Annotated in this window: 17 protein-coding genes; 14 read left to right on the top strand and 3 right to left on the bottom strand. The window is 42.6% G+C overall.

Translation table 11 applies throughout. The annotated features are described in order from the left end of the window. Nucleotides 1–36: 36 nt before the first annotated feature. Together IGI88_RS16560 and IGI88_RS16555 are read right to left on the bottom strand one after the other, a co-directional pair. Entirely contained in the window at nt 37–633 is a 597-nt protein-coding gene (locus tag IGI88_RS16560; protein ID WP_008381927.1) for a nitroreductase family protein, read from the bottom strand. Between the two features lie 113 nt (nt 634–746). Next, nucleotides 747–2,198: an NAD-dependent succinate-semialdehyde dehydrogenase gene (locus IGI88_RS16555; protein WP_005236125.1), complete on the bottom strand. Its 1,452-nt coding sequence runs from the start codon at nt 2,196–2,198 to the stop codon at nt 747–749. A gap of 215 nt (nt 2,199–2,413) precedes the next feature. Here IGI88_RS16555 and lepB point away from each other — a divergent pair, with 215 nt between their 5' ends. The 6 genes from lepB to pheT all read left to right on the top strand — a co-directional run bounded on the left by lepB (nt 2,414) and on the right by pheT (nt 14,587). Next, nucleotides 2,414–2,962, top strand: a complete 549-nt coding sequence (lepB, locus tag IGI88_RS16550) for a signal peptidase I (protein ID WP_005236123.1) — start codon at nt 2,414–2,416, stop codon at nt 2,960–2,962. A 124-nt stretch (nt 2,963–3,086) separates the two neighbouring features. Continuing rightward, on the top strand, nt 3,087–6,704 hold the full coding sequence (locus IGI88_RS16545; RefSeq protein ID WP_429960813.1) for a PD-(D/E)XK nuclease family protein: 3,618 nt from the start codon (nt 3,087–3,089) through the stop codon (nt 6,702–6,704). Then, nucleotides 6,697–10,374 (top strand): helicase-exonuclease AddAB subunit AddA, encoded by a 3,678-nt coding sequence (addA, locus tag IGI88_RS16540; protein WP_429960812.1) that lies wholly within the window; start codon nt 6,697–6,699, stop codon nt 10,372–10,374. Before IGI88_RS16545 ends, addA begins: the two co-directional genes overlap by 8 nt. A 67-nt stretch (nt 10,375–10,441) precedes the next feature. Further along, entirely contained in the window at nt 10,442–10,762 is a 321-nt protein-coding gene (locus IGI88_RS16535; RefSeq protein WP_005226192.1) for a winged helix-turn-helix transcriptional regulator, read from the top strand. Nucleotides 10,763–11,119: 357 nt separating this feature from the next. Further along, a complete protein-coding gene (gene pheS, locus IGI88_RS16530; RefSeq protein ID WP_005236117.1) occupies nt 11,120–12,166 on the top strand; it encodes a phenylalanine--tRNA ligase subunit alpha in 1,047 nt (348 codons plus the stop codon). After that, nucleotides 12,167–14,587, top strand: a complete 2,421-nt coding sequence (pheT, locus tag IGI88_RS16525) for a phenylalanine--tRNA ligase subunit beta (RefSeq protein ID WP_429960811.1) — start codon at nt 12,167–12,169, stop codon at nt 14,585–14,587. A gap of 402 nt (nt 14,588–14,989) precedes the next feature. Here the strand turns inward: pheT and trpS are convergent, their stop codons facing one another. Next, a complete protein-coding gene (trpS, locus tag IGI88_RS16520; protein WP_005236112.1) occupies nt 14,990–15,997 on the bottom strand; it encodes a tryptophan--tRNA ligase in 1,008 nt (335 codons plus the stop codon). A 267-nt stretch (nt 15,998–16,264) separates the two neighbouring features. Here trpS and IGI88_RS16515 point away from each other — a divergent pair, with 267 nt between their 5' ends. The 8 genes from IGI88_RS16515 (at nt 16,265) to cbpB (ending at nt 22,685) form a co-directional block, all read left to right on the top strand. Continuing rightward, nucleotides 16,265–17,002 (top strand): amino acid ABC transporter ATP-binding protein, encoded by a 738-nt coding sequence (locus IGI88_RS16515; RefSeq protein WP_008381909.1) that lies wholly within the window; start codon nt 16,265–16,267, stop codon nt 17,000–17,002. Between the two features lie 18 nt (nt 17,003–17,020). Continuing rightward, a complete protein-coding gene (locus IGI88_RS16510) occupies nt 17,021–17,830 on the top strand; it encodes a transporter substrate-binding domain-containing protein (protein ID WP_008381907.1) in 810 nt (269 codons plus the stop codon). Between the two features lie 11 nt (nt 17,831–17,841). Beyond that, nucleotides 17,842–18,489, top strand: coding sequence for an amino acid ABC transporter permease (locus tag IGI88_RS16505; protein WP_005226186.1), 648 nt, complete (start codon nt 17,842–17,844; stop codon nt 18,487–18,489). A 17-nt stretch (nt 18,490–18,506) separates the two neighbouring features. Further along, the gene (locus tag IGI88_RS16500; protein ID WP_005236107.1) at nt 18,507–19,163 is read left to right on the top strand and encodes an amino acid ABC transporter permease; all 657 of its coding nucleotides are present in this window, start codon (nt 18,507–18,509) and stop codon (nt 19,161–19,163) included. A gap of 231 nt (nt 19,164–19,394) precedes the next feature. Next, a complete protein-coding gene (gene racE, locus IGI88_RS16495; RefSeq protein ID WP_008381904.1) occupies nt 19,395–20,210 on the top strand; it encodes a glutamate racemase in 816 nt (271 codons plus the stop codon). Next, complete coding sequence (gene rph / locus IGI88_RS16490) at nt 20,211–21,563, top strand: ribonuclease PH (RefSeq protein ID WP_429960810.1); 1,353 nt, start codon at nt 20,211–20,213, stop codon at nt 21,561–21,563. Continuing rightward, nucleotides 21,560–22,072 carry a metallophosphoesterase gene (locus IGI88_RS16485; protein WP_005236103.1) on the top strand — a complete coding sequence of 171 codons (513 nt, stop codon included), beginning with the start codon at nt 21,560–21,562 and terminating at the stop codon, nt 22,070–22,072. Before rph ends, IGI88_RS16485 begins: the two co-directional genes overlap by 4 nt. Nucleotides 22,073–22,181: 109 nt before the next feature. Beyond that, nucleotides 22,182–22,685 carry a cyclic-di-AMP-binding protein CbpB gene (cbpB, locus tag IGI88_RS16480; RefSeq protein ID WP_008381899.1) on the top strand — a complete coding sequence of 168 codons (504 nt, stop codon included), beginning with the start codon at nt 22,182–22,184 and terminating at the stop codon, nt 22,683–22,685. Nucleotides 22,686–22,698: the final 13 nt, after the last annotated feature.

Here is a 22,698-nt window from a genome sequence, read left to right as displayed (position 1 = left end):
AATCAAGGGTCTTTTTTTTAAAATCGGGAATCGTTTTTAATGGAAAACGCGGAAACGTTCGTCATCATTTAAAAATTCTTTTTCATTTGGTTCGCTTTGTTTTGAACCAAAAACTAATTGGGCCCGCAGCTGCCAATTTTCAGGAATTGACCATTCAGCTACAACAGCATCATCAATTACTGGATTATAATGTTGTAAGTTGGCGCCTAATCCGGCTTCTTCTAAAGCTACCCAAACATTCGCTTGGGCAATCCCATTCGATTGTTCTGCCCAGACCGGGAAGTTATCTGCATAAAGGGCAAATTGGTCTTGCAAGTTCTTAACGGTATCTGTGTGAATAAAGAATAGAACGGTCCCATAACCTGCTTTAAAGCCAGCAAGTTTTTGTTTCGTTGCTTCAAACGCCTCCGGTGGTGTCAATGGTTCTAAAGCAACCTCCGTTAACGTCCATAATTTTTCGTGGGCATCGCCAAATAAAATCACGGCACGTGGCGATTGTGCGTTAAAAGCAGTTGGGCTGTTTTTTACTGCTTCTTTCACGATGGCTTCGATTTCTGTATCTGAGAGTGAAACATCTTTGCCTAATCCATAGATTGAACGGCGCTGTTTGATCGTATCAAGAAATTTTGTCATAGTATTCCCACCTTTTCTATTGTCATAGAATGAAGTATACATTCTTACTTAATGTTAGTAAAACAAAATGCTTTGTAAGAAAAAAGTCAGGCAAACGCGCCTGACTTTTTTTCTTACTGGGCATCAATGGCGATAAATTTGACAGTCACGTATTCTTCAGGACCATATTTGCCGTTTTCACGACCAAAACCGGAATGTTTGACGCCGCCGAAGGGAGCCGCTGGGTTTGAAATCGCAATGTCATTGACCCCAACCATCCCATATTGGAGGTTTTGGGCTACATCCGAGATTGTTTGCAGATTCGTTGAAAAGAAGTAAGAGGCTAATCCAAATTCCGTATCATTTGCCGCAGCGATGACTGCTTGTCGATCCGTAAATGAGATCAATGGAATCACGGGTCCAAAGGTTTCTTCATAGTAAATAGTCATGTCAGGAGTGATGCCGTCGATGACCGTTGGTGCAAAGAAGTTGCCTTTTTCGTATTCACCTTCAGTAAGCTTCTTCCCACCGAATAAGACTTTAGCCCCTTTATTTACCGCATCTTCCAGCTGGTCGATGATTTTTTTAACGCCTGCTTGATTGATCAAAGGACCAACGGTGGGGTTCTCTAAACCATTACCAACAGTTACGGCTTCCATTTGCCCTAATAGCTTTTTAGTAAAGGCTTCTTTGATGGATTCTTCGACAAAAATTCGATTGGGGGATGTACAGACCTGACCGTTGTTGCGGAATTTTGCTGCAATTAATTTTTCAGCAGCTAAATCTAAATCAGCATCAGCAAAAACAAGAAACGGGGCATGGCCGCCTAACTCCAATGAAACTTTTTTCAGAGTTGGTGCAGCTTGTTCGTATAATTTCATCCCAACTTTCGTGGAGCCGGTAAAGGTGATTTTTTTAACTTGTTTGTTCTCAGTCAACTCTTTCCCGATTTCAGAAGAATCCCCTAAGACGATATTGACGACTCCGTCAGGAAGGCCCGCTTGTTGAAAAAGTTCACCTAAAGCCAATGCTGATAGGGGTGTTTCTTTAGATGGTTTCATAACAAGGGTACAGCCAACTGCCATGGCAGGAGCGATTTTTCGAGCAATCATATTGGAAGGAAAGTTCCAAGGCGTGATCGCACCAACAACACCGATGGCTTCTTTTCGCACCAGCCAATGATTGTGTGCAGGAGCTGGAATCACTTCGCCGTAGACCCGTTGTGCTTCGGCGGCATTCCAACGGAAATTGTCTACGTTGGATTGGATTTCTGCCTCTGCCTCCTTTAATGGTTTTCCTTGTTCCATGCTCATAATTTTTGCCAAACGGTCGCTTTCTTGTTCCATTAAATCAGCAATCTTGTTCATCAAATCGGCTCGTTCTCGAGGCGAACGTTTTGACCAATCTGTGAAGGCTTTCGCGGCGGCATCGATCGCTTGCTTTGTTTCATCGATGCCTCCTTGGCTGACTTTTACCAGTTCTTCATTAGTGGCAGGATTGGTAACCGAAACCGACTCTTTTGTTCCTTCAAGCCATTTTCCGTCAATCAATAACTTCGTGGGCACTTGTGGTAACTGTTGGTTCATTTTGGCACTTCCTTTCAATAATGGGTTCTATTTCAACCGTAGCACGGATTAGATAAGATGACAATTCATACGCAAGTCCAATGATTCCCCAAATTTTCATAAAGAACCAGAGAGGAGATGTCCTGCTCCTTTCATTTTATGGTAGAATAGAAAAATAAGAATGTTTGTTCGATTCTTGGAAAATATAGTTAAAACATTCAAGGAGTGAGGGACGCGTGCAACAAGTAAAAGAGCTTTTAAAAACAGTAGGATTTGTCGTGATCTTTACTTTATTCCTCTTGTTATTAAGACAGTATGTCTTTACCCCTGTGATCGTAAAAGGAGATTCGATGGACCCCACATTACATGATGGTGAGCGGGTGATTGCTTTGAAAAATACCGAGATCGAACGTTTCGATATCATAACGTTTGAAGCACCGGATGAAGCAGGCAAAAACTATATCAAACGCGTAATCGGATTACCTGGCGACCAGGTTTCCTATCAAAACGATACCCTTTATATCAATGGACAAGCATATGATGAACCCTACTTGGATGAATTCAAAGCAGCTGTCGCAGATGGCTTTCCGTTGACTAGTGATTTTGATATGGGGTTATTTGGTGTTGAAGTCATTCCTGAAGGTCAAATTTTAGTGTTAGGGGATAACCGTCGAATTTCCAAAGATAGTCGTCAATTAGGTCTGATCGATGAATCAACAATTTTGGGGGATGTAAAATTTGTTTTCTGGCCAATTGCCGATTTTGGTATGGTAGGCAAAGAATGAAATTCTGCGATTGTTATTTTGTTTTTAAGGAGAGTCTCTTAAAAATAAAGACGCATTCGAAAAAGCGTGTCGCTGATTTTTTAGTGGATTTTTTTAAAAGACGATGGAGAAAAGGAGTCCTTTCATGAGTTTACGATTTATTCTTGGCGATGGCCGTTGTCGTCATGATCAAGCAGTGATAGAAAATGCAAAAAGCTGGTTAGAAAAAGACCATCAAGAAGTATTTTTCCTGGTACCTAACTACAACAAATTTGAACGAGAGCGCGAGATCCTTCAATTACTGAAAGAGGATCGCGTAGAAGATTTTGCTTCTATTCGCGCGCAAGTGTATAGTTTTCACCGTTTGGCTTGGTTTTATCTGCAGCAAACCGGCTTGCTTTCTCAAAATGCCATCACTGAAAATGGTGCCTCCATGATCATGCGTAAGCTGCTTTTGGAACTAGAAGAAGAACTCGTCTTATACCGTGGTGAGATCAACAAAGCGGGTTTTATCCAACAATTGTTGGCTTTCTATCAAGAAATGCATACAAGTCGATTGGGGATCGAAGATTTATTAGCAGGTGGTGCTGCACCAAGCGCAACCCAAGACGAAGAAAAAAAATACAGTGAATTAGCGATAATTTTTCAACGATTTGAACAAGAACTTCTAGAGCGTGCCTTGCAAGTCGAACAACCGATCACCTTACTGACACGCTTTCTGGAAGGTTCCTTGCTGGGCGATTCCTCGGTGGATCATGCAATGCCAACCACTGTTTCTTTGAACAAAGCGCCAGATCTTTCCCACGCCTTATTTATTATCAGCGGTTTCTCCGCTTTTTCAACACAAGAGCAACAGTTGATTCAAGTACTGATGATGAGAAGTCATGTAGTGATTGATCTTATTTTGGATCGCGGGTACCCACAAGAGATGCCCACGCCATTGAATTTATTTTACGAAGCAGGACGGACCTATTATCAGTTGATCAGTTCTGCTCGTGACAATCAAGTGAACATTTACTTAGATCAGAAACTTTCCGTCAACCAAGAGGTGGACAAAGAAGACGAGGGATCGATCCCGCAGGCATACAAGGAAGTAGAAACTTTTTGGCGGCAGACCCAATCACAAGCCAATTATCATCAGCAAACGTCCGTCAAAGACTTCTTGGCTGTCTGGAAAGTTGGGAATCCCGAAGAAGAGATTCGTCAAATCGCAGCGTCGATCCGCGGGATGATGAGTGATAAGAAACGGTACCCAACATTACGGTATCGTGATATCCAATTACTGATCGCCGAACCAGAAGTCTATCATCAGTATATTCCTAAAATTTTTACTGAGTTTGAGATTCCTTTTTATATCGATGAAGAGCAGATGATGGCGCAACATCCATTGGTTGAGTTTTTGAATGCTTTTTTTGCTTGTCAATCCTATGGCTTTCGCTTAAATGATATTTTACGGTTGCTTAGAACGGAACTTTACTTACCGGCAGCCTATCGCTCCGAAGCAGATTGGCTTGTTGGGCGTGACCAGTTTCGTAAGTTGGTGGATATTACCGAGAACAAAGCGCTGGCTCATGATTTCCAAGGAGCGAGTTGGACGAGAAACGAAGATTGGGAACTGATCGAGTATTTACAATCGGAAGAAGAAGCAGTGGACAAAGTGGATTTGACGGCGTACACCAATCAGCTTCGCAGGGCTTTCAAGCAAGATGTCGTGGATACACTCGATTGGCTGACAGCAGCTAGAACAAATCGAGATGCCGTAGAACTGCTGTATCGCTTTTTACTGAATGCGGGTGTCGAGCAACAGCTGAGGCATTGGCGAGACCAGGCAATCCAACAAGGAAAATTAGATCAAGCCCGCAATCATGAACAAGCATGGCAAGCTTTAATGGATCTGCTGGATGAGTATGCCACGATCTATGGAGATGAGCCCTTTGATTTTGCGCTCTTTGAAGATGTCTTATTGACTGGCTTAGAAAATGTCACATTCGGAAAGATCCCAACAGCGATCGACCAAGTCAACATCAACCGCCTTGATTTGGCACGTCCGAAACAAGCGAAGATCACATTTGCACCGGGATTGAATGAAACGGCTTTGCCAAGAAAAATGGAAAATAAAACATTGTTGACGAATGAAGAACGTCAGCATTTCAATCAGTTATTTAATGGTGAAAAATACCTTAGAGATACAGTGGTGGAAGGCAGTGTCAAAGAACCATTTGCCTTTTATTCTGTCTTGCTTTCAGCGACAGAGCACTTATCACTGTCCTATGCCGTTAATTTTGATACACAGCAAAACATCAAGATGTCGCCTTATTTAGACCGCGTGGTCAAGCATTTGGATGTACCACTGCAAGAGCGGGGGATCTTGACGCTAGTCAGTGACCCGAGAGACTATGTTGGCAGTTATCGTGGCCTGATCTACCAAATCAATAATCTCAGTCAGCAAGCGCAAAAAAACAAAGAGAATTTGCCTCGAGTGTGGGAGCAACTGAAACAAGCGCTGTTACGTTCGGAATGGACAGATTTAGCTGCCCAAGTATTTGAAAGCCAAACCCATCAAAATATTCCGATTCCTTTGTCTCAAGCACAAGCTGCGGCGCTATATGGCCCGTCGATCTACAGCTCCATTTCTCAGATGGAGACGTTCTATCAGTGTGAATACAAGTATTTCGTCAGCTACGGATTACGGTTAAAAGAACGGGAAGTTTATGGCTTAAATCCAGCAATGACCGGTGAGTTTTTCCATGATGCGTTGGACCGCTTTGTCAAAGTCCTAATTGCTGAAAATATTTCCTTGACCCAGTTAACTGCTGACCAACGCGTGCAATTTGTGGAAGTCGTTTTGCAGGAAATTTTTGGCGAAAGCCGTTATCGCTTACTGACGAGTTCTGCTCGGATGAATTTTATTCGGTATCAATTAGGCAAGACGATTCAGCGAGTAGCGTGGGCATTAGCGAAACAAGGACAAAAAATGCATTTTAGTCCTGAAAAGACGGAGGTGCTGTTCGGCCAGATCGCTGGCTCAAATGGGATTAACGGGATCGAATTACCATTAAGTTCTGGCGGGAAACTACATGTGCGGGGGAAGATTGATCGTGTCGATACGGCGAAAACGGAAGAAGAACAATGGCTTTCCGTTGTTGACTATAAATCTAGCAGCCGAGATTTTGACCTTTCTGAAGCCTACTACGGACTTGCGATGCAGTTGATCACGTATCTCGACGTCGCATTGACGGATGCTGTCCAACTGGTTGGTTCGCCAAAGGTTCGACCAGCGGGGGCATATTATCTGCATGTGCATAATCCGCTTTTGGACGGACAAGAAGCCAGTGAAGAAGAACGTTTAAAACGTTTCAAGTATGACGGGTTGTTTATTGACGAACCGGCTGTTTTCCCGTTACTCGATGAGGAAGTTGAAGCCAGCAAAAATTCGCCGGTATTTCCTGTTCGGAAAGACAAAAACGGCAATTATCAAAAAACAACACAGGCGAAAAACAAGTTTTATACAGAAAAAGAGCTTGAACTATTAAGAAAACACAATCGGAAAAATATGCAACAAAGTGGTGAGAAGCTGTTGAGCGGTGAAATCGCCTTAAACCCGTCTTATAAATTAAAAGACAAAAAAAGGGCGTGTGAGTTTTGTCCGTTTCGCAGCATCTGTGACTTTGATGTATTGTTGAAAGAAAATGAGTACCACCGTTTAGAAAACTTATCTAAAGATGAGATTATCCATCGCTTAAGGGAGGAAGAAGATGAGTAAGATCCCTTTAAAACCGCAAAATGAAACCTTTACGGATACCCAATGGCAAGCCATTTTTGATAAAGGGGATAATATCCTCGTTTCCGCTTCAGCGGGTTCAGGCAAAACCACCGTTTTGGTTCGGCGAGTGATTGAAAAGCTAAAAGCAGGAACGACGATCGATTCTTTACTGATCGTGACCTTTACCGAAGCAGCTGCTCGAGAAATGAAAGAACGGATTCAAGCGGCATTGCAGCAGGCCATCAATCAAGAAAGTGACGAGCAAAAGCGTCAGCACTTCGTCCGTCAGTTGCAGCTATTGCCGACAGCTAACATTTCTACCTTGCATGCGTTTTGTTTAACTGTGATTCGGCGTTTTTATTATTTGATCGATTTAGATCCAAATTTCCGCATGATGACTGATGAAACCGAAATTTTATTGATGAAAGAAGAAATCTGGACACAGCTGAGAGATCAACAATATGAAGCCAATGATGAAGCCTTCTTTCGTTTGACAGAAAATTTTTCTAGTGATCGTTCTGATGAAGGCGTCGGGGATCTGATCCTGTCTCTTTATGACTTTGCCCGAGCAAATCCGGATCCAGTAAACTGGTTAGCTCATCTAAGTGATCACTATATCGGCAAAGAAACCTTTGCTGAAAATACCCTGTACCAATCGCAAATCAAGCCGACTTTGCAAGAAAACTTGAAGACAGCGGCGCATTTGCTGCAGGCGGCGCAAGACTATGCCCGCTCTGATGAAGCGATGGAAAAAGCGGCACTATTGATCGATACCGAATTAGGAATGGTGGAAACCTTAAAGGCTCTGCTTGATTCAGACGATGTTGATGGCTTCTATGAGCAAATCCAAGTGTTGCGTTTTGCTCGCTACCCAGCTTTTCGCAAACCAGAACAAAAGGAACTCTCTCAAGAAATTAAACCTTTGCGAGATGATGCGAAAAAATTGGTTGAGCAATTGAAAGCGGCCTTTCCATACCCACCGGCTGAAATGATGGAGCTGCTTCATCGGTCCGCACCTGTCGTTGAAAAAATGGCAGCTATGACCGAAGCGTTTATGAAAGCATTCCAAGAAAGGAAACTTTCAAAAGGCCGTTTAGACTTTAATGATTTGGAACATTTCACCTTGCAGATTTTACAAGGAGACGGTAGTGGAAGTGAAGCGTCGACCTATTATCGTGATCGCTTTGAAGAAGTTTTAGTCGATGAATATCAAGACGTCAATCGGCTGCAAGAGGCAATTTTATATTGGGTGAGACAAGTCGATCATAACCCCGGCAACATGTTTATGGTGGGGGATGTAAAGCAGTCGATCTATTCGTTTCGACTAGCAGATCCGACGCTATTTATCGAAAAATACTTGGCATTTGAAACGGAGAATGGTGGGCGGAGAATCGTCTTAGCAGAAAATTTCCGTTCTCGCTCCGACGTATTGGATTTTACGAATCTAGTTTTTCAACAGCTGATGGATGAACGGGTTGGACAAATCCCTTATGATGAGGCGGCAGCCTTGATTACCGGTTTTCCTCATTTTCCAGAAAGCGACGCCTTTGCCACAGAGCTCTTGTTATATGAAAAAGAGCATGAATCCGAAGAACAATTGATCGATGACAAAACAGAGGGTGAAATGCAGATTACTGCATTGAAGATTCGAGAGTTGATTGAATCAAAATTCATGATCTATGACAAAAAAGCCAAAGCAAATCGACCAATCACTTACAACGATATCGTCTTATTGACCCCTACACGTAAAAACAATCTTGTCATTTTAGATGTCTTTAAGCAGTTTGGGATTCCGATGGCGGTGAATGATGCTCAAAACTATTTTCAGGCAACGGAAATCCAAACCGTCGTTTCTTTGCTGCAAATCATTGACAATCCGTACCAAGATATCCCTCTTGTGGCGGTCTTGCGTTCGCCAATCGTCGGCCTAACAGAAGATCAATTGGCTGAGATCCGTTTAGCAAATCGTTCCAGCGACTACTATGATGCAGTATTGGATTATCATGTTCAACAAGAAGAGTCACCCTTGTGGCAAACGGTGGATGGGTTTTTAGCCAAACTAAATCAATGGCGCGAAGAAGCACGCAGATTACCGATCCCGACCTTATTATGGCAAATCTATGAAGATACTGCTTACTTGGATTATGTTGTGGGACTTCCTGCAGGACAGCAGCGTTATGCAAATTTAGTGGCATTGATCCACAGAGCCGAAAAATACGAAAAGAGCAGTTTCCGTGGTTTGTACCAATTCATTCGCTTCATCGAAAAAATGCAAGAAAAAAACAAAGATTTGGCGGAGCCTGTGGCTACTCCTGTAGAAGATGCCGTTCGAGTGATGACCGTCCATGCAAGTAAAGGCTTGGAATTCCCTGTTGTGTTCTTACTGGATACAACAAAATTCTTTAACTACCAAGATTTTCAAAAACGCTATATCTTTGAAGAACAGCTGGGGGCTGGGATCCAATATGTGAATCCAGCAGAAAACCTTAAATTTGAGACACTGCCGTTTCAAGCCATCAAGCAAGTTCGTTTGAAAAAAGCCTTGTCAGAAGAAATGCGAAAATTATACGTAGCATTGACACGAGCAGAGCAGAAGCTTTTCTTAGTGGGCTCCTATAAAAATCAAGCGGATGCCTTTAAGACTTGGCAATCTGGCCTGACACAAGCCGAGATGGTTCTTGATCCTGCATTACGGCTTGTTGCCCGGGGGAGCTTGATGGATTGGGTCGGACGGACCCTGATGCGCCATCCAGATATGGAAGCAGTATTCTCTGAAGCGTCAGAGCGCAAGCGGACGATCGATCATCCTGCTCATTTTCGTCTGTCATGGTGGAATCAAGAAACGATCACGCAACAAGTCCAAGAGACCCTTGCGCCAGTCGAGGAGTCTAAACGATTGCTTGCGCCAGATAGCAATATCGATGATCTTTTGAAACGCCTAGCATATCGCTATCCTTATCAAAAAGCGACCCAAACGACTAGTTATCAATCTGTATCAGAATTGAAAAGACTCTATAACGATCCCGATGATCAACAGACCACTTTGTTGGAATGGCGGTCGGTTTCCGAGAAGACGAATCCTCAGCAGTATCGCTACGTACAGGATGAATTGGCGAAACCAAAATTTCTGCAAGAAACGAAGCCTCTCGCCAGCAGTATCGGGACAGCAACACATACGGTTTTGCAAATGATCCCATTAGGAATGACGCCAACACAAGATACTTTGGAGCTCCTGATTGCTGAACTCGTGAAAAAGCAATTTTTTTCTGAAGAAATCGCCAAAAAAATTGACCGATCGAGCATTTTGTGGTTTTATCAAACTGAACTAGGTGAACTGCTGAACCGATCCTCTGATGTGGTGAAGCGGGAGCAGCCGTTTTCGATGCTAAAAGAGGCTGATACGATCTTTGAAGGGTTTGACGAACCAGATGCGCCGCTTTTGATCCATGGTATTATCGACGGCTATATTGAATTGGCGGATGAAATCATTTTATATGACTTTAAAACAGATGATGTTTTCGGCAGTCAGGCTCAGATTGAAAAGAAAATGCGCGAACGATATTATGGTCAATTGAAACTCTACTGCCAAGCATTGGAGAAAGCATTGAGCAAACAAGTGAAACAGACCTATTTAGTGCTGTTAAAACCTAAAATGATCGTGGCATTCTAGCTGATCGATCCTAGTTTCTTACAATTCGTAAGTCATATGCTATAATAGGTAAAAGAGGTGATGGAGAATGATAAAAGTAGAATCGGATTATGCCCTTTGTCCTAAATTTGAAAAAGCTTTTTCTATTTTAGGCAAAAAGTGGAACGGCTTGATCATTGATGTCCTTCTTGAAGACGGCAAACAAAGATTTGTTGAGTTAGCAAACAAGATTCCTCAAGTGAGTGATCGGGTGTTAGTCGAACGCTTGAAAGAATTAGAGCGGGAAGAAATTGTCTGCAAAGAAAACAATCTTTACTGCTTGACGCCAAGAGGTATTGCTCTTGAAAAGAGTATGATGAGTGTGAAGCGTTGGGCAGAAACCTGGGTGCGTGAGGAAGAATGCAGTTGATTTCTCACCGGAAATTAGGTAAACTAAGCTTAAATGAATAGATAAAAAGCGTTGATAGAAACTAGTAATTTGGCTGAATCAGAAAAAGGGAGACTTGTCACAGACTGAAAGCAAGTCCTGTATTCGAAAAATGAATTTCACTTCTGGAGCTTGCTGATTACAGTCAGTCGGCAGTTTTGCTGTCGTTAGCCGAAGTGAGTGCGCGGTTTTTTTCGCGAATGAGGATGGTAACACGAGACGTCGTTCCTTTTTAAGGGATGATGTCTTTTTTTGTCTTTATACGAATGATACTCACTTTATTCAGTCAATCCAGTCTTTTTATTCTTACACTATTCACAGCATAGAAGGAGGAAATACATGTCTTTACAAGAGAAATTAGAAGCATTGAAGGAAACGACATTGCTTAAAATCAAAGAAAGTCCAACCATGAATGACTTAAATCAGATTCGAGTGGAAGTGCTTGGAAAAAAAGGTCCCATAACAGAAGTTCTGCGGGGAATGAAAGATCTTTCTGCGGAAGAACGGCCGAAGGTGGGGAGCTATGCCAACGAGATTCGTGATATCTTGACAGAAGCGATCGAAGAAGCCAAGACGTCTATCGAAGCAGCAAACTTGGAAAAAGCTCTTGCTGAAGAATCCATCGACGTGACGTTGCCTGGTAAAAAGATGGACCGAGGAACACGCCATGTGCTAACGCAAATCATGGAAGAAATCGAAGATATCTTTGTTGGTATGGGCTACCAAGTAGTCGAAGGTTACGAAGTGGAAAAAGATCATTACAACTTCGAACGGATGAATCTGCCAAAGGATCATCCAGCCAGAGACATGCAAGATACTTTTTATATTTCAGAGGAAGTGCTGATTCGAACCCATACGTCACCAGTGCAAGCGAGAACAATGGAGACTCATGATTTTTCTAAAGGGCCGCTGCGGATGATCTCACCCGGGAAAGTTTTCCGTCGTGACACAGATGATGCGACCCATAGCCACCAATTCCATCAAATTGAAGGTTTGGTAATCGATAAGAATATTACGATGGGTGACTTAAAAGGAACCTTAGAAGTCATGATGCAAAAAATGTTTGGGGAAGATCGCCAAATTCGCTTGCGACCAAGCTATTTCCCTTTCACAGAACCATCGGTCGAAGTCGATGTCAGCTGCTTCAAGTGCGGTGGTGCCGGTTGTAATGTTTGTAAACAAACTGGCTGGATCGAGATCCTCGGTGCTGGAATGGTGCATCCTAACGTCTTAGAAATGTCAGGGATCGATCCAACCCAATATTCAGGATTTGCTTTTGGTTTAGGTCCTGATCGAGTGGCAATGCTGCGCTACGGCGTGAACGACATTCGCCAATTCTATCAAAATGATGTGCGTTTCATTCGCCAGTTCAAGGGGGAACAATAAATGTTAGTATCATACAAATGGTTAAATGAATACCTTGATCTGTCTGAGATCACACCCAAAGAGCTGGCGGATAAAATGTCAGTGACGGGGATCGAAGTCGAAGGTATTGACGTGCCTGAAGAGGGTTTAAAAAAAATCGTTGTCGGAGAAGTGACCGACTGCCGACCACATCCAGATTCTGATCATCTATCAATTTGCCAAGTAAATATTGGCGAGGATGAAGACTCACAGATCGTTTGTGGTGCGCCGAATGTCAAAAGCGGCATCAAAGTCATCGTGGCATTACCAGGCTCTCGAATCGCGGGCAACGTAAAAATCAAAAAGGGCAAGATGCGGGGAGAAGTTTCCAACGGCATGATTTGTTCGTTGCAAGAGTTGGGATATGCCGATAGCGTGATTCCCAAAGAATACGCAGAAGGAATTTATTATTTACCAGCAGAAGCAGAACCAGGATCACCGGTTTTTCCTTATCTTGATATGGATGATCACATTATCGAATTATCGATCACTCCGAATCGTGCGGATGCGTTGAGCATGCGGGGGGTTGCTTATGAAGTTGGTGCAATCTATCGGCAAACACCGAAGTTTCCTGAAATTGCGCTTACCGAAAGTGAAGTAGCTGCTGCCGATAAAATTCAGGTGAAGGTCACTGAAGCAACGGATGCACCCGCCTACCAAATTCGAATCATTGATGGCGTAACGATCGCCCCAAGTCCACAATGGCTGCAAAATCGCTTGATGAATGAAGGCATTCGTCCAATCAATAATGTCGTGGACGTGACGAATTATATCTTACTATTATTTGGTCAACCATTGCATGCTTTTGATTATCAAAAGCTAGACAGCAAGGAAATACTGGTACGTCGCGGCAAAGAAAATGAAAGCCTGGTTACCTTAGATGGAGAAACTCGTCAGCTTTCCCCAGAAGACATCGTTATCACCAACGGAACGACACCAGTTGCGCTCGCAGGCGTCATGGGAGGTCTTGATTCTGAAATCACGGAAACGACGACCACAGTCGCTTTAGAAGCGGCCTTATTCGATCCATTAGCGATTCGTTTGACTTCGAAAAAATTCAATTTAAGAAGCGAATCATCCGCTCGTTTTGAAAAAGGGATCAACCAAGCAACGGTTGCAAAAGCTTGTGATGCAGCAGCAGCACTGATTGCGGAATTTGCTGGCGGAACGGTCTTGAAAGAGGCAGTAATAGGTTCCCAAGTAGCAGTAGAACCTGTGGAGGTTGCGATTACTTTAGCACGGATCAATAGCTATTTAGGCACAGAAATCACTAATGAAGAAGTGCAAGAAATCTTTGATGCATTAGGCTTTGGTCATCGTCAAGAAGCAGACAGCTATATTGTTTCAGTCCCACCTCGTCGTTGGGATATTACGATCGAAGCAGATATCATTGAAGAAGTGGCGCGTATTTACGGTTATGATCGTTTGCCATCGACTTTACCGCAAGGAGAAACGGTTGCCGGTCATTTAACCAAAGCGCAACGTCTGACTAGAGAAGTTCGGACTCTTTTGGAAGGCAACGGGGTCAGTGAAGCCATCAGCTATGCTTTGACAACGGAAGAGAAGGCGCAACAATTTACGGATAAATCGAGCCAAGTGACTCGATTGGATTGGCCAATGACCGAAGAGCGTGCCGTCTTGCGCTTGAATCTGATTTCAGGTTTGTTAGACGACGTTGCGTACAATTTGGCACGTAAAAACAATCGTGTTGCTTTATATGAAATTGGTCGCGTCTTCTATCAAACGGGCGACAGTAAACACGAACTGCCAACAGAAGTCAATCACTTAGGGCTAGCATTGACAGGAAATATCCATGAGAAAGATTGGCAAACTCAAGCTCAAAAAGTTGATTTCTTCCATTTGAAAGGCATTTTAGAAAATCTTTTTGATTCGTTGGCATTAACCGACCGTATTCGTTATCAAAAAACGGCAGATATCAAAGAGATGCATCCTGGGCGTACGGCAATGATCTTGCTAGATGACCTAGAAATCGGCTTCTTGGGACAAGTCCACCCATCGATCGCCAAAGCCTACGAAGTGAGTGAAACCTATGTTGCTGAATTGAACTTAGATCAGTTGTTAGCAGCTAAAACAGAACAATTGGTCTATCAACCAGTTTCTAAGTTCCCATCAGTGACCCGAGATATGGCACTCTTGCTCGATGAAACGATCGATAACCAATCCGTGATGGAAATCATTCGTGAAAGTGCAGGTCGCTTCTTAAGTGATATTCGTTTATTCGATGTTTATCAAGGGAAAAACATTGAAGTAGGTAAAAAATCTCTAGGGTACAGTCTGACCTTTAGCAATCCGGAAGCTACCCTGACGGATGAAGAGATCAATCAAGCAATAGCGAAAATTACTCGTAACTTAGAAGAAAACGTTCAAGCAGAAATCCGCTAATCAAATAAGTAGAAAAACGTTCTCCACCATACAAAGAAGTTGGGTGGGGAACGTTTTCTACTATTATAATAGATGCTCAGATGACACAAGAATGTTAGGAGTTGAGTGAAAGCCGTAAAAGATTTCTCTATAGAAGGCAATCCAGTTTTTTTGGTACAACCTTTTTTAAACACTGGCTAGGCTGAAAAAATACATTTTCTAATCAGCGTTTTATGAAGTTATTTTTTAGGACAGCTCTCTTGGTTTTTGCGCAAGAAACAGCATCAAATCAAAATACACAAAGTGTCAGTCTGGGGAGGAAGTGTTCTCGTGAAATCTAACACAGAGTTTGTACATAGGTTTTGCATGAAAGAATTCATTCCGATTTGTAAACAAAAAAACAAGCCGTAAAGGCTTGTTTTTTTAAGCAAAGTAATTGATGCCCATTGCATTTTTGACTTCAGCTAACGTCTGAGCGGCAACTTGTTCAGCTTTTTCACTACCAAGTTTTAGTAAGTTCATCACTTCACCGGGATCTTTGGCAAAAGCTTCACGGCGCTCACGAATCGGTGCAAATTCGGCTTCTAGAACATCGATCAAATAGCGTTTGATTTTGACATCGCCTAATCCACCACGGGTGTAATGTTCTTTTAATTCAGCAATTTTTTCTTTTTCGGTACCAAATACATCAAGATAAGTGAAGACCATATTGCCTTCAACTTGTCCGGGGTCGTTGACATGAATGTGATTTGGGTCCGTGTACATGCTCATCACTTTCTTTTGTAATACATCGGCTGGATCAGCTAAGTAAATGCCGTTGTTCAATGATTTGCTCATTTTCCCGTTCCCATCGATCCCCGCTAAACGTCCCATGCCTTTTGGCGGTAAAACCGCTTTTGGTTCGACTAATACTTCACTATACGTAGAATTAAAACTATGCACGATTTCTTGCGTTTGTTCCAGCATTGGTTTTTGATCTTCGCCGACTGGGACTAAATTTGCTTTAAAAGCGGTGATATCCGCTGCTTGAGAGACAGGATAGATGAAGAAACCAGAAGGAACGCCTTCACCAAATTTTTTTTGTTCAATTTCGGCTTTAACGGTTGGATTGCGTCGTACTCGAGCAACACTGACTAGATTGAGATAATACATCGTCAATTCAGAGAGCTGAGGGATTTGCGATTGAATAAACATCGTTGTTTTTGCTGGATCCAATCCAACGGCTAAATAATCCAAAGCAACTTCTAAAATATTCGCTGAGACCTTCTCAGGTGTTTTCGCATTATCTGTTAGTGCCTGCATGTCAGCGACCATGATATAAAGCTGATTTTCAGGGTCAGCTTGCATTTCGACCCGTTTTTTTAAAGACCCCACATAATGGCCAAGATGCAATTTGCCAGTTGGGCGGTCGCCAGTTAAAATCGTATTCACTTTTTTTCCACCTTTTCCTTTGTTATATGGTTTATCTTACCTTTTTTTAGCAAAAGAAACAACCGGTTCTCCTTGTGATCTGATGGGGTGAGAAAAATTTTCATGGACAAAAACCTCACATCAAAGTAAAATAGCACTTGTCTTTTCAGAAATAAGGGGGGAACATTGGAAAAGAACCTTTACAAATGAAAAAAGATTGAGCTATAATATGAATCAAATCTTTCCAATTACTCATTTAATTTTAAAAAAAGCTAGGAGTGTGAATCAATGGCAATGATCGAATTTAAGAACGTAGAGAAATATTACGGAAAGTTCCATGCATTAAAAAACATCAACCTTGAATTTGAAAAAGGTGAGGTCGTTGTTGTTATCGGGCCTTCTGGATCTGGTAAAAGTACAATGCTCCGTACGATTAATGGTCTAGAAACCATTTCAGGTGGTCAATTATTGGTCAATGGTAAGAACTTGTTTGACAAAGATGTCAAAATGACAGAAATTAGAAAAAACATCGGCATGGTGTTTCAACATTTCAACTTGTATCCAAATAAAACCGTGTTAGAAAATATTACGTTGGCACCGATTAAAGTATTAAAACAAAATGAGCAAGAAGCCATCAATTTGGCGGAAAAACTTCTTGATCGGGTAGGGATGTTAGATAAAAAAGATTCCTATCCTTCCATGTTATCCGGCGGACAACAGCAGCGGGTCGCAATTGCCAGAGGGCTTGCGATGAAACCAGAGATGCTGCTTTTTGATGAGCCAACGTCAGCATTGGATCCAGAAATGATTGGTGATGTATTGGATGTCATGAAAAAAATTGCCAGTGAAGGTATGTCCATGATCGTTGTTACCCATGAAATGAGCTTTGCCCGTGAAGTAGCAGATCGAATCGTCTTTATGGCGGAAGGACAAGTCTTAGAAGACCGGCGCGATGTCGATGGATTCTTTGATGCACCAAGAGACGAACGTGCAAAGCAATTCTTGAGTAAAGTCACAAATCATTAAGCAATAGGAGGAACCCTTATGAGAAAGAAAATATTTTCCTTTCTAGTCTTAGCCTTTGCCCTTGTGACTTTCTCAGGTTGTAAAGGACAAAGTGCCGCAGATATCGATATTTTAGAAAACAGCAAAGAGACGAATCAGATCGTTTGGGGCGTAAAAAACGATACCCGTCTTTTTGGATTGATGGATATCGCGACTAGAGAAGTACGGGGATTCGATATTGATATCGCTCGTGCAATCACTGAGAAAATTTTAGGTCGTGATGGCAATGCCATCTTTGTTGAAGTTACCTCAAAAACCCGGATTCCTCTTTTGAAAAACGGCAACATCGATGCAATCATCGCCACGATGACTATCACAGAAGAACGTAAAAAACAGGTCGATTTTTCCGATGTCTACTTTGATGCAGGTCAATCTTTATTAGTTGCCAAAGACAGTCCTATTCAAGGGATCGAAGATTTGACCGCAGACACCACTGTATTGGTCGTGAAAGGCTCTACCTCAGCTGTGAACATCCGTGAAGCAGCACCAGAAGCGCAAATTTTAGAACTTGAGAATTATGCGGAAGCCTTTACTGCTTTACAATCTGGTCAAGGGGATGCTATGACCACGGATAATGCGATCTTATTAGGGATGGCGAGTGAAAATCCCAATTACCATTTAGTTGGCGAAACTTTTACAGAAGAACCTTATGGGATTGCCATCAATAAAGGACAAAAGCCGTTTCTTGATGCAGTGAATCAAGCCTTGCGGGAAATGCGTGAAGATGGAACCTATGATGAGATATACAACAAGTGGTTCCCTGAAGACGAATCAGGAAAAGTAGAGTAGGAGGAAACTGAATGGTTGAATTATTTCAAACGTATACCGGTCAGTTTATTGAAGGCTTTAAATACACAGTCATGGCGAGTTTGATCGCACTGTTTTTTAGTCTTTTGATCGGAACCTTAATGGCAATTTTTCAGTTGTCAGACAATCGCCTCATCAAAGGGATTGCCAAAGCGTATGTTGAGTTTTTTAGAAATATTCCCTTATTGATCATCGTGATGTTCTTTTATGTCGTTGTGCCAATGTATTGGGTTTCTTTTGACGGTTTTCAAGCGGGAACGATCGGCTTAACGATCTATACATCGGCATTTATCGCTGAGACGATCCGGTCAGGGATTCAAACGGTTCCTAAAGGCCAGATGGAAGCTTCCTTGTCTTCTGGTTTTACGTACAGCCAAGCGATGCGTTACATTATTTTGCCTCAGGCTTTTAAGATCGTCGTACCGCCGTTAGGCAATCAATTTATCAATCTTGTTAAAAACTCATCAATTTTGGCGATGGTCGCAGGATTAGATATTATGTATCAAGGGGATTTGATCGCAAGTGAGACCTTCAATACATTCGATACGTATATCATTGTTGGTCTTTTCTATTTGATCATTACCCTACCATTGTCTTATTTGATGGTTTACTTGGAACGGCGTTGGGCTGTCCGCTCATAGAAAGGAGCTAACGAACTATGGATTTTTTTGAAGCTTTTTCAGCGATTAACATTCGCTTCTTGATCGATGGCTTGCGGGTAACAGTTGAAGTGTCGATCCTATCGATTTTATTTAGCTTTATTATCGGAGGGATCGCCGGCATTTTGCGCTTCAGCTCGATCCCGGTCTTTTCGAAAGTATTAGGTGTCGTGATCGATGTTATTCGTAACTTGCCTTTGCTCTTGATCATCTTTTTCACTTACTTTGCATTGCCGCAGATCGGTATCCGCTTTAATATTTTTTGGTCAGCGGTTGTGGCGTTGACGATTTTTGAATCAGCGATGCTCTCTGAAATCTTTCGTGCTGGTTTGAATGCTGTGCCAAAAGGGCAGATGGAAGCTGGTTTGTCAACAGGGCTAAGCTATGTCGAAGTATTGCGGAGTATCGTCGTGCCACAGGCATTTAAAGCGATGTTGCCAGCGATCGTCAGTCAGTTGATCTCTTTGATCAAAGATACGTCATTAGCCGTGATTATTTCTTTACCAGAGCTGACTCATCATGCTCGAATCATTTATGGTCAAAATACAAACTATGTTTTGCCTATGTTTTTGGCAATGACTGTTTTATACTTTTTGGTTTGTTATGCATTATCATTGCTTTCTGGCTTTTTGGAAAAACGTCAGTACGATTACTAAAAAGAATAATCGACAAAATCATCCCCACGATCGGTCTTTTACCCATGCAAGTGCAACTTGTGGGTTGTGAGCCAATCGTTGGGGCTTTTTTTCTTTTTGACCGTTTCGTGTTTTTTGGGAAAGCTTTTTTAGCAAACGAAAGGAATACTTGAAAAATAGACAAAAAAAGTCCAAAATGAATAAGAGAGAAAAACGCACCAAACTCTTTTTTTCATGTAAAGGATGGAAACTATGACAAACAACAGACCAATTGGTTTTATCGATTCTGGTGTTGGTGGGTTGACGGTCGTCAAAGAAGCAATCAAGCAATTACCCAACGAATCGATTCTTTATCTGGGAGATACAGCCAGATGCCCGTATGGTCCGAGACCTGCTGAGCAAGTTATCGCGTATACGTGGCAAATGACCCGTTTTTTATTAGAAAAAAACATTAAAATGTTGGTGATCGCTTGTAATACAGCGACAGCGGTCGCCCTTGAAGAAATCAAAGAAAAACTAGCGATCCCGGTGATTGGCGTGATCCTGCCCGGTAGTCGAGCAGCAGTCAAAGCAAGCAAAAACCAGCGAATCGGTGTCATCGGAACAAATGGAACGATCAAAAGCGACTCTTACAAGCGCGCTCTTCATGGCAAAGCGCCCCATGCGTCAGTCGTCAGTTTGGCTTGCCCAAAGTTTGTGCCGATCGTAGAAAGCAAACAATACCATAGCTCGGTCGCCAAGAAAATCGTGGCAGAAACGTTGCGTCCATTGAAAAACAAGCGGTTAGATACAGTGATTCTGGGCTGTACTCATTATCCTTTATTGCGCCCTTTGATCCAAAATGAATTAGGCGCCCATATCCAACTGATTGATTCAGGGGCAGAAACGGTGGGGGAAGTCAGTACCTTGTTGGACTATTTTTCCATTGCAGCAACGAGTCAGGACGATCCGCATCCGCAACATGCATTTTTTACTACTGGTTCACCGAAAATATTTGATGAGATTGCCAATGATTGGCTTGATTTAGACACGATCTCATCGATTCACACTGATTTAGGAGGCTTTTAAATGCGACATGATGGCAGAAAAGAAACAATGTTAAGACCAGTCAACATTCAAACCAACGTCTACAAACACCCCGAAGGATCGGTTGTGATCTCTTTTGGTGACACAACCGTGATTTGTTCGGCAACGATTGAAGATCGGGTCCCTCCGTTTTTACGAGATACGGGAAAAGGCTGGGTCACAGCCGAATACAGTATGCTCCCACGAGCGACCAACACTCGTAATCGTCGAGAAAGTGCCAAAGGCAAGCTTTCTGGTCGTACGATGGAGATCCAACGGCTGATCGCTCGTTCCTTACGAGCCGTAGTCGATTTAGAAAAATTAGGGGAACGTAGTATCGTCGTCGATTGTGATGTCGTCCAAGCGGATGGCGGTACCAGAACAGCCAGTATTACCGGCGCTTTTGTCGCGTTGCGTTTAGCTATCGATACCTTGTTGCGTGACAAAGCATTGACGGAAGATCCAATCAAGGAGCATTTGGCAGCAATTAGTGTCGGGATCTTACCAGATGGTACCTGTGTGACTGATCTCGATTATCAAGAAGATTCTTCAGCTGCTGTTGACATGAATTTGGTGATGACGGAATCTAGTCGATTTGTCGAATTGCAAGGAACTGGGGAAGAAGCGACCTTTGATGGTCAGCAGTTGAATGAGATGCTGATCTACGGAAAAACGGCTATCGAAGAATTGATCGCCTATCAAAAAGAGGCACTGTTTTTACCAGATGAACCCCCTTATGAGATTCCCGAAAAAACGATCGTCCTTGCTACAGGCAATCCAGGAAAAGCCAAGGAATTTAAAGCCGTATTTGGCGCGGCAGGTTACGATGTCCGTACCTTAAAAGACTATCCTTCCTTGCCAGATGTTGAAGAAACCGGCACCACCTTTGAAGAAAATGCCCGCCTTAAAGCCGAAACCATCGCCAGAATTTTGGGAAGACCGGTGTTAGCTGATGACTCAGGACTGAAAGTCGATGCATTAGGGGGACGACCAGGGGTGTACTCTGCTCGATTTGCTGGTGAGCAAAAAAGTGACGCTGCCAATAATGCAAAATTGCTCTATGAATTGACGGATGTCGAAGATGACAAACGCAGTGCCCAATTTCACTGTACGTTAGTTTTCGCAGCGCCAGGAAAAGAGAGTTTGGTGGTTGAAGCTCAATGGCCGGGGAGAATCGGCCGCATCCCTCGTGGAGAAAATGGGTTCGGCTACGATCCATTGTTTATTCCTGATGGTTCAGAGCAAAGCGCAGCCCAAATGAGTCAAGAAGAAAAAAACCGAGTGAGCCACCGTGGTCTAGCAATCAAAAAACTGCAGGAACAGTGGCGGGAGTGGTTAGAAGGAGAAAATGTATGAAATACTTAGTTGTCAGTGACAATCATTCAGATCGTGAGATTCTTGTTGATCTTAAAAATGAATTCGAAAATCAAGTCGATTTATTCCTGCACTGTGGGGACTCCGAACTACCTGACACAGACCCTTTGTGGGATACTTTTCAAGTCGTTTGCGGCAATTGCGATTATGGCGGTGGTTTTCCCAATGAGCGTATCATCAAAACGCCGCTGGACACCATCTATATGACTCATGGCCACTTAGCAGATGTCCGTTTTGGTGTAACGAAATTAGGGCTGCAAGCGCAACAAGCCGATGCCTCGATCGCACTGTTTGGTCACACGCATCAAATTGCTTGTGAGAAAGTTGGGAATCGGCTTTTCTTGAATCCCGGCAGTATTTCCCAACCGCGAGGGCAAATTCAAATCAAAAGCTTTGCGATTATCGAAAGTACGCCAGAACAATGGGCAATCCAATACTATGATCGTTCCTTTCATAAAGTCCCTGAGCTAGCTTTTGTTTTCACACGCTAAGTAAGCGGAATCAAAAAGTAAAAATTTCATTATAATTTTGCAGGTTTATACTTTCTATTCTCATTTTCAAGTAAAATAGAAGAGTAGCTGTGAAATGGAGGCAATTAGATTGATAGGACAGACCGTAGAAAAAATATTACTCGAGAATCAAGAAAATTTCTTGGTGCCGGCAGAGAATGTGGCATCGGTATTTTATAACCACCCTTTGAGTCACGCATTGCTTGTTTTATCAAAAGTGGGCTATTCAAAGATCCCAGTACTAGATAGTGAGGACCATTTAGTCGGCTTAATCAGCCTCTCAAACATCGTAGAACGCATGATGGATCTCACTGGCTTCAGTATGGAAAATATTGAAGGGCTGACTGTGGCAGATGTCATGGAAGTCAATGTGAATTGCATCAAAGAAAACGATGAGTTGGAAAGTATGCTGCATTTGTTAGTAGATCAAGCATTCTTGCCGATCGTTGATGATGACAATGTCTTTGTTGGGATTATCACCCGCAAAGAGATTTTAAAATCCGTCAATCATTTGGCGCACGAAATTGAAAGACGCTATTTGCTGATTTCTAAAGAAGATGCCCCAAAGGTGACAGATGAACTGCATGTGGTATAGAAAAAAGGTTATC

The sequence above is a fragment of the Enterococcus sp. AZ179 genome (assembly GCF_050498885.1).
In the GTDB taxonomy this organism is placed as follows: Bacteria; Bacillota; Bacilli; order Lactobacillales; family Enterococcaceae; genus Enterococcus_D; species Enterococcus_D entomosocium.
Note: the sequence above shows the minus strand (reverse complement) of the source record. Positions and strands in the feature narration are given on the sequence as shown.